Here is a 14,213-nt window from a genome sequence, read left to right on the forward strand (position 1 = left end):
GGATACCGTTGGCGGATGGCCACCTCCGCATCAGTGCAGGACATGCCGGTCCGCGGGGAGCACCTCGTGCTGGACCTGGTCAACACGACGTTCGTCCGGGGCGGACTCCGCGGGCAACTGATCGACGTGCTGCGCACCCCGGCCGACCTGGACGAGTGGGTCGCCGACCACCGCGGCCCGCTCGACCTGGCCGAGCCGTGCCCGACCCTCGACGGTCCGGACGGTCCGGCGGCGCTCGCGGCCTTCGTGGAACTGCGCGAGGCCCTGCGCCGCCTGCTGCGCGCGGCCGCCGACGGTGCGGCTCCCGCCGCCGCCGACGTGGCCGCGGTGAACTCCGCCGCCCGCGCCTGCGTGGACTGGATCGAACTGCCGCCGTCCGGGGAGGGACCGCCGCTGCGCCGCTTCTCCTGCGACGACCCGTCCACCGTCCTGCGGTCCCGTGTCGCCCGGGCCGCCGTGGACCTGCTGACCGGCCCCGACCGGGAGCTCCTGCGTGCCTGCCCCGCCCCCGGCTGCGTCCTCTTCTACCTGCGCAGCCACCCGCGCCGCGCGTGGTGCTCGACGGGCTGTGGCACCCGCGTCCGCGTCGCCCGCCACAGCCGCCGCCACAGCACCGACCGCCGGTGACCGCGGCGGTCCTCCCCGGCGGCTTGGGGAACGGGACCGCCGCGGAACCGGACGGCGTGCTAGCGCAGCGGATCGAACGCCGCCAGCGCCTCCGTCCTCTTCCCGGTGGTGATCTGCTCGGCGAGCAGGCGGCCGGTGATCGGCCCCAGCGTCAACCCCCACATGCCGTGGCCGCCCGCGACGTAGACGCCCGGCGCCTTCGTCGCGCCGACCAGCGGCAGCCCGTCGGGGGTGACCGGACGCGGACCGACCCACTCGTCGGTGCGCTCCTCCCAGGCGACCCCGTCCAGCAGCGGCCGCGCCGAGGAGATGATCGCGCGGATGCGGCCCCGGTCCAGCGGGTCGTCGGGGCCGCGGAACTCCATGGTGCCCGCGACCCGCAGCCTGCCCTGGTAGGGGGTGCAGGCCACGCGCACGGCGGGCAGGTACAGCGGCCCCGGCACAGGACGTTCCGTGGGCACCGTGAACGAGTAGCCGCGGCCCGCCTGCACCCGGGTGCGCACCCCCAGACTGCGGGCCAGGCCGGTGATCCACGACCCGGCGGCCAGCACCACGGCGTCGCCGCGCACGGTCTCCCCGTCCGCGGAGCGGACCGCGATCGCGCCGCCCTCGGGGCGGACACCGGTGACGGTGAAGGCGCCGCGGACGGTTCCGCCGCGCTTCTCCACCGCCTCGCCCAACGCCCTCGTGTACGCCCCCGGGTCCACGTAGCGCTGCCCGTCCAGCCGGATCGCCAGTTCCACGCGCTCGGAGACCTGCGGCATCCGCGCCCGCACCTCCTCGCCGGTCAGCTCGGCGAAGCCGATGTCCTGCCCGGACTCCCGGATCAGCGCCAACTCGCGGAGCAGGTCCGCGGCCTGCGCGCGCTTCTCGAACGCCGCGGTGATCGGCGCCTCGACCGTCGGCGCGGCGACCCCGTTCTCGGCGAGCTGGTCGTAGGCGTCCAGGCACTGCGAGTTGACCGGGATGAACCCCCGCATCGACCGCCGCCACGACCGCATGGTGCAGTGCGCGGCGAAGCGCAGCAGGAACGACCAGAGCCCCACGTCGACGCGGACCGGAACGTACAGGGGGGCGTTGCGGTCCAGCAGCGACCGCAGCCCGTAACGCAGCACCGACGGTTCGGGCAGCGGGATCGACAGTCCCGGCGAGATCCATCCCGCGTTGCCCCACGACGCGCCCGCCGCCACGGCGTCGCGGTCCACCACGGTCACCTCGACGCCGCGCTCCTGGAGGAACCAGGCCGTGGACAGGCCGACCATCCCGGCCCCGACCACCACCGCCGTGCGCGGTGCGCTCCTGCCGTTCGTCCCACTCATCGCCACCCCCGCGAACCGCCGTTCTCCATCCCTCTGTCCCGAGGATGACGGACGATTCCCCGGAAGGCTCTGTTCGTGGCGGACAAAACCGCGGGTCAGGACTGTTCACCCGGAACAAGGGGACCGTCGTCCGCGACCGCCAGCGCGACGGCGAGGGCGAGCCGGGTGCGCGGGTGGTCCAGGTCGACGTGCGCGACCTCGGCCATGCGCCGCATCCGGTAGCGGACGGTGTTGGGGTGCACGCCCAGCAGGGCGGCGGCGGCCCGGTGGTCCTCCCGCGCCTCGAACCAGGCGCGCAGCGTCTCGACGTGGCGGGTGCCGTGCTCGCGGTCGTGCCGGGCGAGCACCGCCACCGGGTGGTGCTCGGGCACCCGTCCGGCGGCCGCCACCCGGCGCAGCCGCGCCAGCAGGACCTCGTCCCAGGCCTCGTCGTAGCTGACGGCGACGCGCCCGCGGGGGCAGGCGGCGTGCAGCGCCAGGCTCTCGTCGGCCTCCTGGCGGCTCGCCGGCAGCCGGTCGAGTTCGGCCCGCCCGCCGATGCCCGCCCGCACCTCCACCTCGGCGGGCAGGGCGGCGGCCACCCCGGCCACCCAGTCGCGGGCCCGGTCCGCTCCGGTGTCGGGCAGGACCGTGTAGACGGTGGTGCCGAACAGTGCGCTGCGGCCCGGCCGCGCCCAACCGAACCCGGTGGTGACGTGCTCGAAGACCAGCAGCGCGGCGGCGTTCTGGTCGTCGCCGACGTGTGCCTGCACCGCGACCACCCGGAACGGCCCGACGGGCAGACCGAGCTGGGCGGTCACCAGCGCGTCGCCGCGTCCCTCCAGCAGGTGCAGCACCCCGTCGGACTCGACCTGGCGTTCCAGGTCGGCGCTGGCGCGGGCGCGCAGCAGGTGCAGCGCCGCGGTGCGGGCGCCGCTGACCAGGGCCGCGGCGCGCGGCGGCGGCAGCGGCGCCTCGGCGTCCACCCAGATGGAGCCGAGCAGTTCCCGTCCGGCGCGCACGGCGGCCACGACGCGCCCGTTGAGGCCGTGCTCGCGCAGAGGCGGCACGAACAGCGGCCGGTCGGAGACGGCCAGGTGGGCGAAGACGCCGCGTTCGGCGAGTGCGGCGCGCACCGGTTCGGGGACCCGCCGCCCCAGGATGGTGCGGGTGCGCGCGCGGTCGGCGTGCTCCTGGAGGCTGGAGTAGGCCAGCACCCGCGACAGCACGTCCTCCACGGTCACCGGCCCGCCGACGGCCCCGGCGATGGTGTCGGCGAGCGCGAACAGGTCGGTGGGGCCGCGTCCCGCCTCCGTCTCCCGGCCTTCCAGCACCAGTCCGTAGGCGACCGCCGCCAGCTGACTCCACGACACCGCCGGGTCGAGGGCGGCCACCGCGACCCCGGCACGGCGGGCGCGGTCCAGCACGTCGGCGTCGAGCGGCACAGTGGTGCGCACCAGCACGACCACGGCGTTGGCCGCCTCCGCCAGCGCGACCGCCTCCGCGGCGGTCGCGACGCCCACCGCCAGGAAGACGTCGCCGCCGACCGGCCGGGGGTCGGTCGGGTCGTACGTCACTACGCTGCGCAGTTCCGCCTCGCGTGCCCCTGGCTCGCAGTACAGCCGCACCCCGAAGCGCCCGAGGACGTTGATCAGACGGTCGAGCCTGATCATCCGGGACTCCCGCCGCTCACCTGGGTCACCGCTCCTCCCCCACCGGTGGTCCTGTCACCACGGTCCCGCCCGGACGTCCGGGCGTTCCCCGCACACCAGGATCACGGTGTTCGAGGGCTGTCGCCAGGTCTGTGCCGCACGGAACGGCCGGAGAGGGCCGGACCGCCGGACCGCGCCGCGGGGACGGCGGAGCCCGCCGTGTTCCGGGAGCGTCGGCCCGGCGGTCTCCCCGCCATCCCCGCAGAGCCGGGGCACCCGGCGCCGTTGCCGGACGCCCCGGCCGTCATTGCCGCATCATGCTGGCCAGTTCGATCCGTTTGATCTTGGTCGTCGCCGTCTGCGGCAGGTCCTCCAGCCGCCACTGGACCGGCGGTTCGAGCGGTGGCAGGTCGGCGACCGCCGCATTCCACGCGGCCCGGTCGAGAGGGCTGTCGTCCCTGGTGCAGACCACGGGGACCGGGGCCCCCTTCTCCGAGGGGATGACGACGATCTCCACGAGTTCGGGCAGCCGGGCGAGGATCTTGTCCTCCAGCTCAAGCGTGCTGTCGATGCCGGGGATCTCGTCGACCTCGCGGTCGAGCAGGTGCAGGCACCCCCACCGGGTGATGTAGCCGAGGTCTCCCATCCGCCACCAGCCGTCGTTCAGCTGTCCCCGCCACCGCTCGTGCTCGCCCAGGTAGGTGACGATCCGCCCGTCGCTGCGCACCTCGATGTAGCCCGGTGAGGACTTGGTCGGCTTCTTGCCGTCGCGGCTGACCACACGCACCGCCGTCATCCCGGGGAAGGGCCTGCCGACGCACCGCCCGTCCGCCTCCGTCCCGCGGCGCCTGGTGTAGGTCCGCGCGGCGATCGGGCCGACCTCGCTCTGCCCGTACGCCTGCGCGAACAGCGGCATGCTGCGGCGCGACGCCTCCAGCATGCGCTGCACCGTCCTGGGATGGATCGCGTCGAAGGTACTGCTGAAGTACCTCACGTTGGCCAGCGGCTCGCGCGGGTCGTCCGCCAAGACCTCCCAGCGCAGGAACGTGTTGGGGTGGGCCTCGATGAACCCCGGGCGGATCCTGGCGAACAGCCGCGCCACACTCTCGGGTTCGTCGTCGCGCAGGACGATGAGCGGATGCCCCTGGAGTACGGAGATCGGCATGGCCGTGTACATCCGGGAGTGGACGAAGGACACGTGGACCGCGATGGGCTCGCTCTTGCCCACCAGCGACATCACCGTCGCCTGGGGACGGTAGCGGGCCTGGAGCGTGCGGCCGGTGTGCACCGCCAGCTTCGGGATCCCCGTGGTCCCCGAGGTGTGTGTGATCAGCGTGGGATGGTCCGGAGGCATGGTCACGGGACGCACCCGCTCCGTGCCCTCCAGCGAGGCGAGCGGGACCGCGCCGTCGTACTCACCGGACGCGAGGATGACGCGCTCGGCCAGCTCGAAGACCTCGCCGGGCAGCTCCTTCTCCAGTTTCGCCTGGTCGGTCAGCAGGTAGGGCTGGTCCACACGGCGCAGCAGCTCCACCACCGTGTTCCCGTCCAGCTTCGGCGACAGCATCACCGGGATGGCTCCGATCCTCGCCAGGGAGCAGGCCAGGACGGAGATGTCGAAACCGTCCGTCTTGTGGACGACCACGTGGTCCCCCGGACGGATACGCAGAGCCCACAGCCGGGAGGCGATGTCGTCCACGAGGTCGGCGACCTCGGTGAGGGTCAGCCGGCGTCCCCGGTCCGGAGCGATGTCGAGATCGTGGTCGAGGATGACGGGATTCGCCGGGTACCGGGCCGCGGCCCGGTCGAAGAGCGTGCCCAGCCTGATACCTCTGTTTGCTATTCGCTGTAGGAACATGCGCTCGTCCGTCCTGTCGTCCCGTACCTGCGGGTTGCCCTGTCCTAGTCCCGTTGTCCTTCGATGGCGCCCTTGATCCGGTGCAGCGTCTCGTCGAGGTCGCGCTCCAGCTTCGCGGTCCAGTCCTCGATGAACCGCTTGCGGTCCGCCTCGTCCATGTCGGCGACGATCTTGTGGATCCCGACGGTGGCGCGTCCCATCCGGAAGTGGTGGACCAGCACGGAGCCCTTCTCGTCGGGTTCGATGTCGAACCCCCAGATGCTCTCCTGGTCGGCTCCGGCGTGGGAGAGCATCATCCAGCGGAAGGTCCGTCCCGGTTCAGCCGCGACGACCCTCGCCTCGGTGTGCCAGACGCCGCGGACGAGCGGCGCCCAGCCGACGACGTCTTCGGGGCGGCAGTTCTCGCCGCGGAACACCGCTCCCACAGCCCCCGGCTCGCCGGAGACCCACTCACCGCCTCGGCACTCGGGACTCCACTCCCCGCTTCTGGGCAGGTCGCTGACCACCGCGTAGACCTGGTCGGGCGGAGCGGCGACCAGGATCCGAGCACTGAGGTCGAAGAGGGGCGAGGTGTCGATGATGGAGATGTCCATGTCCCGATCCTGCGCACGCATCGTCGCACCGTGCCAAAGATTGGAGCAGGATTGGTCAAGTCAGCCTCCCATCAGGCACGGGGACCGGTGTGGAGGACGAAACGCCGTCCCGCCCCCTCGCCGGCCTCCACCCGGCGGTGCGCCTCGGCCGCCGCGGCCAGGGGAAGCACCTCGACCCGGCGGGGCGCCAGCCGCTTCTCCGCGAGCATGCGCCCCACGTGTCCGGCGGCTTCGGCGAGTTCCCCGGCGTCCGCCTGGGAGATCGCGAAACCGATGACCGACCGGTCCCGCGTGTAGAGGGCGCCCACCGGAAGCACGGCCCGGGTGTGCATCCCGGCCAGCAGCACCAGCCGTCCCCGCCTCGCCAGCAGGTCGACGACCTCCGCCACGTTGTTGCGCCCCGCCGCATCGGCGTAGAGGTCGACGCCGTCCGGGCAGAGGGCCGCGATGCGCTCCACGACGTCGGGGGCCCGGTAGTCGACCACCTCGGAGGCGCCCAGGGAGCGGCAGTGGTCGGCGTCGTAGGAACCCGCCACGGCGACGACCTTCGCACCGGCCTGTGCCGCCATGGCGACGAGCGCGCCGCCCACGTTGCCCCCCGCTCCGGCGACGACCACCGTCTCCCCGGCGCGGAGGCGGCCGTGGGTGAACAGGCCGAGGTAGGCGGTGGCGGCCGGATGGGCGACAGCCACGGCGTCCTCCGGGCTCACCCCCGCGGGCAGGTGGTACAGCCGGTCCCGGGGGACCACCACCCGTTCCGCGGCGGCCCCCTGCCTTCCCCCGTATCCGAGGCTGTTGCACCACACCCGGTCACCGACGGAGAAGCCGGGGGCTCCGGGGCCGGCCTCGGCGACAGTGCCGACCAGGTCGCGGCCGATCACGAAGGGGAACTCGACCGGTGTCCGCCACGCCCCCGAACGGACGAAGGTGTCCACGTGGTTGACGGTGGTCACCTCGACGTCGACCAGGACGTCGGTGGGGCCGGGACGGGGCTGGGGCAGTTCCCCGCAGCGGATGGCGTCGGGAGGCCCGAAGTTCTCGATGAAAGCCGCACGCATGTCTCGGGAGCATGACCGGTCGGCCCACCCGGCGGCGCGTCAACGGGCAGAGTTTGTCAGATCTTCCTTCCCGAACGGCTCGTCCACGACGGAACCGGGCTCCCCCGTGGCAAGGACTCCCAGCTCACAGCGGCCCTCTGCGTCCTCTGAGCCAGAAATTGCTATTTCCCGCCCTTTTCAACGCCAATACGGTTCCCTGCCAAAGGAATCCGGTATTTCTCCGGAGATTCGCGACGAGTCGGGAACCGCCCTATGCCTGTGAGCGCCAGCACCCGTTCCGTTCCTCAAGGGGTTCTGTACACCGTCGGAAAGTTCGCCAGACTGGTCAAGTACCAGTTCGTCCTCGACTTTCTTCTGGCTCTGGTCATCGTGTGGACAGCGCTCGAACCGGCGGAGCGGCTGTCCGGTGTCACCCTGACCACCCTGCTCCTCTTCGCCCTGGGGCAGGTCGGCGTCCTCTTCGCCGTCATGACGCTGGACGACGTCACCGGGATCAAGGACGGCAGCGACACCGCGAACTACGTGCATGCGGGGAAGACGGCCCTGCGTCCACTGAAGCGCAAGCCGCTGCTCACCGGCGAGCTGACGGTGCGCCAGGCACAGTGGTACGGGTACGCGAGCCTCGCGTGGGGAGCGCTGTGGTGGACGGCCACCGTGCTGTACACACCGCACCGGCCGCTGTGGGTCCTCGTCGTCACGGTTCTGCTGCTGGTCCTGAGCGTGCAGTACTCGTGGGGGCTGAAACTCAGCTACATCGGGCTGGGTGAGGCCCTGCTGCTGTTCTCCGCGTCGGCGTTCGTCATCGCACCGCACGGCCTGGCCACGGGGGAGTGGTCCGCGCTCCTGCTGACCGAGGGCCTGCTGTTCGGCTTCGGCCAACTGCTCATCGCGGGCTACTCCAACACCAACGACATCCCCGGTGACAGGGCGGTGGGCCGCCGTACCGTCGCGGTGCTCACCTCTCCTCGGGGCAACAGGATCTTTCTCGGCCTGCTCACCGCCTGCAACCTCCTGGTGCTGCTGGTACCCGCGTTCGCGGGATGGCTTCCGTGGTGGTTCCCGGTGGTGCTGCTCCCGTTCGCGGTCCTGCGTGTGCACCAGTACGTGGGGTTCCTGCGCGGCGGGGACCCGCTTCTGGCACGCAAGCGGGGGGTCGTGGTCTTCCGCACCGTGGTGGCCTGTTCCGTGGTGTTCAACCTCCTGTACCACGCGCTCTGACGGGGTCCGGCAGCGTACCGCCGCCAGACCCCGCCCGTTCAGCTCCCTGCCCGTTCCTGTTCCTCCCGTTCCCTCCGGGTCACCCAGCTGGCCACGTGGACCCGCGACGAGCAGTCGAGCTTGCGCATCACCTTGCGGAGATGGTTGACCGCCGTCCACTCCGCGATGCCCAGTCGCCGCGCGATCTCGCGGTTGGTCATTCCGCGGGCGACCAGTTCGGCAACCTCGATCTCGCGCTGGGTCAGCGGCACATCCGCCCCGTAGCGCCGCTGCCTCTCCGTTATGGAGAGGTCCAGCGGCGCCGTCATCTCGGCCAGCACGGCATGCACCCCCGCAGACCGCCCGGCCCGCCACTCCTCGTCGAAGGCGTCGTCTCCCAGGCGGATCCGGGCCTGCTCCCGTACCTCCTCGATCACTGCGGCGAGCGGTCGGGGCGCCGCACAGCCGGTTGCGGCCCGCAGTGCCCGCGCGGCGCCGAGCCCCCGCGCGGTCCGCCGCCAGCTCTTGGTCACACGCCCGTAGCGTCTGGCCAGCAGGACGGCGAACCGCTCCAGACCGGTGGCGCAGGATCCCCTGTCCCCGAGGGAGTGCAGCTCCTCCAGGGAGGTACGGTGGAGCCGCTCGGCCCTGTCCTGGTTGCCGACCGCGAACTCCACGTCGGCGAGGACGCGGTTGGCGAGCGCGACGGCGCGTCTGTCCCCCCTGCGGGTGGACTCCCGCAACGCGGTCTCGGCCGGGGCCCGGGCGGCAGCCGGGTCCCCTCCGGCCAGGTGGCACTCGGCCAGGTCGCGCAGTGCCGCCGCGTGGGCCACGGTGTCTCCCGCCTTCCGCAGCGCGGTCGCGCTCTCCTCCAGGAGACGGGCGGCCTGGTCGAGGTCACCCCGGTGGTAGGCGAGGGTTCCCAGCCCCTTCCGGCAGGAGGCCTCGGCGGCGGTGTCCCCAGCCTGCCGGTAGCCGCGGAGCGCGTGGACCAGATGCCTGTGCGCCTCGTCGTACTCGCCCATCACCGTCTTGAGCTCACCGAGTGTCGCGGCGCCCTCGATGCGGACCTCGGTGGGCAGCTCCGCCGTGTCGAGCGCCTTCTCCAGGAAACGCGCTCCCGTACGGCTCCTTCCCACGGCCTGCCAGTAGGACCGCAGCGCACAGACGAGGCGTACAGCCCCGGCCTCGTCCCCGTTGTCGTTCAGGAAGCGCAGCGCCTTCTCCAGATCCGTGTGCCACTGGTCCAGTCGGCTCAGGTGGTGGGCCTGCTCCGGCCCGGTGAGCTCGTCGCGCACCGATTCGCTCATGGACAGCATGTAGTCGGCGTGGCCCCGCAGCACCTCGGTGTACCGCCCGGTCTCCCGCAGCCACTCCAGCACGTACTGCCTGGTGAGACCGGCCATCTGGAAGGTGATGTCCCCGTCGGGGCACTCCCCCACGTGGAGGAGGTTCTTGTCGATGAGCTGCTCCAGACGGCGCTGCGTCTCAGCCTCGCCGACCCCGCCCACCCCCCGGGCTGCCGGAAGGTCGAACCCCGCGTGGAAGGCCGCGACCCGTCCCAGGAACTCCTGGTCGGCGGGGTGTAACCGCAGCAGGTGCCAGGTGATCGCCGACCGCATGCAGGAGTGGCGGGACAGGGTGTTGCTTCCCGCCACCGAGAGCACGTCCAAGTCCCTGTCGAGGCTTTCGAGCAGCGCCTGCGGTGACGACAGCTTCATCCGGGCGGCGGCGAGTTCGATCGCCAGCGGCAGCCCGTCGGTCCGGACGCACAGCTGGGCGACCGCGTGGCGGTTCTCCGTGGTGAGGGCGAATCCGGGACGTACCGCCCGGGTCCGCTGGATGAACAGGCGTACCGACGCCACCTTCTCCAGTTCGGCCAGGTCGCTGTCGCCCTCGGGATCGGGTACGGCCAGAGGAGCCAGCCTGAACAGGTCCTCACCGTAGATCCCGAGGGGCTCGCAGACGGTGACCAGTACCGTCAGCCGCGGACAGGCCGCCACCAGGGAGACCAGGACGGTGGGCAGCGATTCCAAAAGTTCGTCACATCCGTCCAAAACAAGCAGGAAGTGACGTTTGCCCAGGTATTCGGCAAGGCATTCCAACGGAGTGTCGGCGGTGTCGGCGTCTCCCGTCCGGAGTGCTCCAATCAGCGTTTGGAGCAGCTCTTCCCTGCTCCGTGCACCGTCGAGCACCAGAAAACACCCGCCGTCCTCGAACTCCCCGGAGACGTCCGTGTAGAGGGCCGAGGCCAGTCGACTTTTTCCTGCTCCGGCAGCCCCCGTGATCGTGACCATTCGAATCTCCGGAGAGGTGATCTTGTCTCGGAGAGCGGCGAACTCGGCCTCTCTACCGATGAGCGGTGTGGGGAAATGGGCCGGAACTGTACTCGCCTGCTCCGCAATGACCTGGGTAAACCCTATGGGACTCCGTGGGACGATGCGCACTTACTCCCCTTTCCGACAGCTTACGTAACGGGCAGACCGGCGCCAGACACCGAGAAGGAAACTACCCATAGTGCCACCAAAACTCCACAGGGGAACAAGGAGTTCTTTTCCCATCCATCACCCCCGAGCCGCCTCATCACCTCCCATCCCCTCCCACTTCCTCCAAGAACTCCCATCAGGTCGTCCTGCTCCCTCCAAGGTGAGGCCCCTCCGGAGGTGCCGGCACAAAGACACCGCCGGGGAAACTCCGGTCCGGTGTGAATACAGAGAAAGAAGAGGCGGCCCCGGTGGTTCAGGGCTGCCTCTTTAGGTGTTTCATCTTTGCCGAATCGAACGGATAACAGTCGCTTCCCGGGAAACCGGAATTTCCGGCGGACGACCGGTGTCCCGGTTTTGCCGTCCCGTCTGCGGGGGTCAGCCTGCCACGTCGACGCTGGGTTCGCCGGAGGCCACACCCTCGGCGCGCATCTCCTCGGCGATGCGCAGAGCCTCCTCGATCAGGGTCTCCACGATCTGCGACTCCGGCACGGTCTTGATCACCTCGCCCTTGACGAAGATCTGCCCCTTGCCGTTGCCCGAGGCCACCCCCAGGTCGGCCTCACGCGCCTCCCCGGGACCGTTGACCACACACCCCATCACCGCCACCCGCAGCGGCACGTCCAGCCCTTGCAGCCCCGCGGTGACCCGGTCAGCCAACGTGTAGACATCCACCTGCGCACGCCCGCAACTGGGACAGGACACGATCTCCAACCCGCGCTGGCGCAACCCCAGCGACTCCAGGATCTGCGCGCCGACCTTGACCTCCTCAGCCGGCGGCGCCGACAGCGACACCCGGATGGTGTCGCCGATCCCCTCGGCCAACAGCGCGCCGAACGCCACCGCAGACTTGATGGTGCCCTGGAAGGCCGGGCCCGCCTCGGTCACCCCCAGGTGCAGCGGATAGTCGCAGCGCTGGGCCAGCAGCCGGTAGGCCTGGACCATGACCACCGGGTCGTTGTGCTTGACCGAGATCTTGATGTCGCGGAAACCGTGCTCCTCGAACAGCGAGCACTCCCACAGCGCCGACTCCACCAGCGCCTCGGGCGTGGCCCTGCCGTACTTGGCCAGCAGCCGCCTGTCCAGTGAGCCGGCGTTGACGCCGATACGGATCGGCACCCCGGCCTCGGACGCGGCCTTGGCGATCTCCCCGACCCGGTCGTCGAACTTCTTGATGTTGCCCGGGTTGACCCGCACCGCCGCACAGCCCGCCTCGATCGCGGCGAACACGTACCTGGGCTGGAAGTGGATGTCGGCGACCACCGGGATCTGCGACTTGCGCGCGATGACCGGCAACGCCTCGGCATCATCGGCACTGGGCACCGCCACCCGCACGATCTGACACCCCGCGGCGGTCAGCTCCGCGATCTGCTGCAGCGTGGCGTTGATGTCGGCGGTCACCGTGGTGGTCATCGACTGCACCGAGATCGGAGCATCGCCCCCCACCGCAACGTCACCCACCATGATCCGCCGCGACTGACGACGTTCGGCCAGTGCCGCCCCGTCGGGATCGCGGACCTTCGGCATCCCCAGCGGTATCCCCGTCACCGTTCCTCCTTTCCGCTCCGGTGCCTCAGCAGCAACCGCGCCAGTGCGCCGTCGATCCCGTCCAGGGTGCTGTAGCCGTTCCCGCCGTCCAGGTCGGCCACTGCCCCGACCACGGCCAGGGAGATGTCCTGGACGGTCAGGCCGCACTCGGACAGCACGTCGTCCCTGCTTCCGTGACCGAGGAAGCGTCGGGGGACACCGAACTCCCGCAGGGGGGTGGACACCCCGGCGTCGCGCAGTGTCTGGGAGATCGTCGCCCCGATCCCGCCGATCCGGCTGTTGTCCTCGATGGTGACCACCAGTCGGTGTCTGCGTGCCACGTCGGCCAACCCCGGGTTGACCGGTGACACCCAGCGCGGGTCGATCACCGTCACACCGATCCCCTGGGCGCGGATCCCCTCGGCCACCCCGAGGGCGACCCGCGCCAGCGCTCCCACCGAGACGACCAGCACGTCCAGCGAGCCGGACCGCCGCAGCACGTCCATCCCGGCGAAGGTCATCTCGGCCGGCAGGTCCTCCCCGGTCGGTCCCTTGGGGAACCTGACCAGGGTGGGCCCCTCCGACCAGGCCACGGCCTCGTCGAGCAGTTCGGCCAGCCGCGCGCCGTCGCGCGGCGCGGCGATGCGCAGTCCCGGCACCACCTGCAGGACCGACATGTCCCACATGCCGTTGTGGCTGGGGCCGTCGTTACCGGTGATCCCCGAACGGTCCAGCACGAACGTCACCGCGCAGCGGTGCAGGGCGACGTCCATGAGCACCTGGTCGAGCGCCCGGTTGACGAACGTGGAGTAGACGGCCACCACGGGGTGGACACCTCCCATGGCCAGCCCCGCGGCCATGGTCACCGCATGCTGTTCCGCGATTCCCACGTCGATGACACGGTCGGGGAAGCGTTGCCGCATGGGCAGCAGTCCCGTCGGCTCCAGCATGGCCGCCGTGATCGCCACGACGTCCGGGCGCTCTGCCGCGATCTCGACGATCCGCTCCCCGAAGACGGAGGTGAACGAGCGCCCCTTCGTCGAGGGGGCCAGCGCCTTCCCGGTGCGCGGGTCCATCGGTTTCACCGTGTGTCCGCGGTCGAGTTCGTTGTTCTCCGTGTGGACGAAGCCGCGGCCCTTCTCGGTCACGACGTGCACGACCACCGGCCGCCCCAGCGCGCGGGCCCGGCGCAGCGCCTCCTGGAGAGCCCCGATGTCGTGTCCGTCCACCGGACCCGTGTAGGCCAGTCCGAGCTGCTCGAAGACTCCGGGCCCGTCGTGTCCGGCGCGCAGCGCACTGAAGTGGTCCGCGACTCCTCCCCTCGTGGGTGCGTAGGAGCGCTGGTTGTCGTTGAGGACGATGACCAGCGGCCGGTCCGGACCGTCTGCGAGGTTGTTGAGCGCCTCCCAGGCCATTCCCCCGGTCATCGCGCCGTCACCGATGACCGCCACGACCGCCCGGTCGGTGTGCCCCCGGTAGGCGTCGGCCCGGGCGAGGCCGTCCGCGTAGGACAGGGCGGTCGAGGCGTGCGAATTCTCCACCAGGTCGTGCTCGGACTCCGCCCGCGAGGGGTAGCCGGACAGCCCGCCCGCCTGCCGCAGCCGGTCGAATCCGGACTGCCGCCCGGTGAGGAGTTTGTGCACGTAGGACTGGTGTCCGGTGTCCCAGAGCAGACGGTCACGCGGGGACTCGAAGACCGTGTGCAGGGCTATGGTCAACTCCACCACGCCGAGGTTGGGACCGAGGTGCCCCCCGGTCCGCGAAACGTGTTCGATCAGGAACTCGCGGATCTCCCCGGCGAGTTCGGTCAGCTCCGTGATGGTCATCCCACGCAGCTGCGCGGGACCGTCCACCGTCTCCAACAGGCTCATCTTGATCACTCCTTGGGCTGCGTGCCGGTGAGCCGGAAGAGGCGGGCCG

General features: G+C 71.1%; 10 protein-coding genes. 2 read left to right on the top strand and 8 right to left on the bottom strand.

Annotation, left to right across the window (positions count from 1 at the left end):
- Positions 1-15: 15 nt before the first annotated feature.
- Positions 16-627, top strand: a complete 612-nt coding sequence (locus FOF52_RS14760; protein ID WP_248590536.1) for a CGNR zinc finger domain-containing protein — start codon at positions 16-18, stop codon at positions 625-627.
- Between the two features lie 59 nt (positions 628-686).
- On the opposite strand, the gene FOF52_RS14765 is transcribed toward FOF52_RS14760, so the two are convergent.
- The 5 genes from FOF52_RS14765 to FOF52_RS14785 all read right to left on the bottom strand — a co-directional run bounded on the left by FOF52_RS14765 (position 687) and on the right by FOF52_RS14785 (position 7,086).
- Positions 687-1,946 (bottom strand): NAD(P)/FAD-dependent oxidoreductase, encoded by a 1,260-nt coding sequence (locus tag FOF52_RS14765; RefSeq protein WP_248590537.1) that lies wholly within the window; start codon positions 1,944-1,946, stop codon positions 687-689.
- A 95-nt stretch (positions 1,947-2,041) separates the two neighbouring features.
- Positions 2,042-3,598, bottom strand: coding sequence for a PucR family transcriptional regulator (locus tag FOF52_RS14770; RefSeq protein WP_248590538.1), 1,557 nt, complete (start codon positions 3,596-3,598; stop codon positions 2,042-2,044).
- Positions 3,599-3,881: 283 nt separating this feature from the next.
- Complete coding sequence (locus FOF52_RS14775; protein WP_248590539.1) at positions 3,882-5,435, bottom strand: class I adenylate-forming enzyme family protein; 1,554 nt, start codon at positions 5,433-5,435, stop codon at positions 3,882-3,884.
- Between the two features lie 44 nt (positions 5,436-5,479).
- Complete coding sequence (locus FOF52_RS14780; protein WP_248590540.1) at positions 5,480-6,028, bottom strand: SRPBCC family protein; 549 nt, start codon at positions 6,026-6,028, stop codon at positions 5,480-5,482.
- A 71-nt stretch (positions 6,029-6,099) separates the two neighbouring features.
- Positions 6,100-7,086, bottom strand: a complete 987-nt coding sequence (locus FOF52_RS14785; RefSeq protein WP_248590541.1) for an NADPH:quinone reductase — start codon at positions 7,084-7,086, stop codon at positions 6,100-6,102.
- Positions 7,087-7,338: 252 nt separating this feature from the next.
- Between FOF52_RS14785 and FOF52_RS14790 the strand changes: the two genes are divergently transcribed.
- Positions 7,339-8,304, top strand: coding sequence for a UbiA family prenyltransferase (locus tag FOF52_RS14790; protein ID WP_425265493.1), 966 nt, complete (start codon positions 7,339-7,341; stop codon positions 8,302-8,304).
- Positions 8,305-8,342: 38 nt separating this feature from the next.
- Here the strand turns inward: FOF52_RS14790 and FOF52_RS14795 are convergent, their stop codons facing one another.
- The 3 genes from FOF52_RS14795 to FOF52_RS14805 all read right to left on the bottom strand — a co-directional run bounded on the left by FOF52_RS14795 (position 8,343) and on the right by FOF52_RS14805 (position 14,164).
- A complete protein-coding gene (locus tag FOF52_RS14795) occupies positions 8,343-10,730 on the bottom strand; it encodes an ATP-binding protein (protein WP_282573505.1) in 2,388 nt (795 codons plus the stop codon).
- 414 nt (positions 10,731-11,144) lie between these two features.
- Positions 11,145-12,293, bottom strand: a complete 1,149-nt coding sequence (ispG, locus tag FOF52_RS14800) for a flavodoxin-dependent (E)-4-hydroxy-3-methylbut-2-enyl-diphosphate synthase (protein ID WP_248593875.1) — start codon at positions 12,291-12,293, stop codon at positions 11,145-11,147.
- Positions 12,294-12,310: 17 nt separating this feature from the next.
- Positions 12,311-14,164, bottom strand: a complete 1,854-nt coding sequence (locus FOF52_RS14805) for a 1-deoxy-D-xylulose-5-phosphate synthase (protein ID WP_248590544.1) — start codon at positions 14,162-14,164, stop codon at positions 12,311-12,313.
- Positions 14,165-14,213 lie beyond the last annotated feature (49 nt).

This window comes from Thermobifida alba (assembly GCF_023208015.1).
Taxonomy (GTDB): domain Bacteria; phylum Actinomycetota; class Actinomycetes; order Streptosporangiales; family Streptosporangiaceae; genus Thermobifida; species Thermobifida alba.

What these genes read in the sequence shown, in the direction of transcription:
- FOF52_RS14760 (WP_248590536.1), top strand. Translation starts at nt 16, where the DNA reads ATGGCCACCTCCGCATCAGTGCAGGACATGCCGGTCCGCGGGGAGCAC.
- FOF52_RS14765 (WP_248590537.1), bottom strand. Translation starts at nt 1,946, where the DNA reads ATGAGTGGGACGAACGGCAGGAGCGCACCGCGCACGGCGGTGGTGGTC.
- FOF52_RS14770 (WP_248590538.1), bottom strand. Translation starts at nt 3,598, where the DNA reads ATGATCAGGCTCGACCGTCTGATCAACGTCCTCGGGCGCTTCGGGGTG.
- FOF52_RS14775 (WP_248590539.1), bottom strand. Translation starts at nt 5,435, where the DNA reads ATGTTCCTACAGCGAATAGCAAACAGAGGTATCAGGCTGGGCACGCTC.
- FOF52_RS14780 (WP_248590540.1), bottom strand. Translation starts at nt 6,028, where the DNA reads ATGGACATCTCCATCATCGACACCTCGCCCCTCTTCGACCTCAGTGCT.
- FOF52_RS14785 (WP_248590541.1), bottom strand. Translation starts at nt 7,086, where the DNA reads ATGCGTGCGGCTTTCATCGAGAACTTCGGGCCTCCCGACGCCATCCGC.
- FOF52_RS14790 (WP_425265493.1), top strand. Translation starts at nt 7,339, where the DNA reads ATGCCTGTGAGCGCCAGCACCCGTTCCGTTCCTCAAGGGGTTCTGTAC.
- ispG (WP_248593875.1), bottom strand. Translation starts at nt 12,293, where the DNA reads ATGCCGAAGGTCCGCGATCCCGACGGGGCGGCACTGGCCGAACGTCGT.
- FOF52_RS14805 (WP_248590544.1), bottom strand. Translation starts at nt 14,164, where the DNA reads ATGAGCCTGTTGGAGACGGTGGACGGTCCCGCGCAGCTGCGTGGGATG.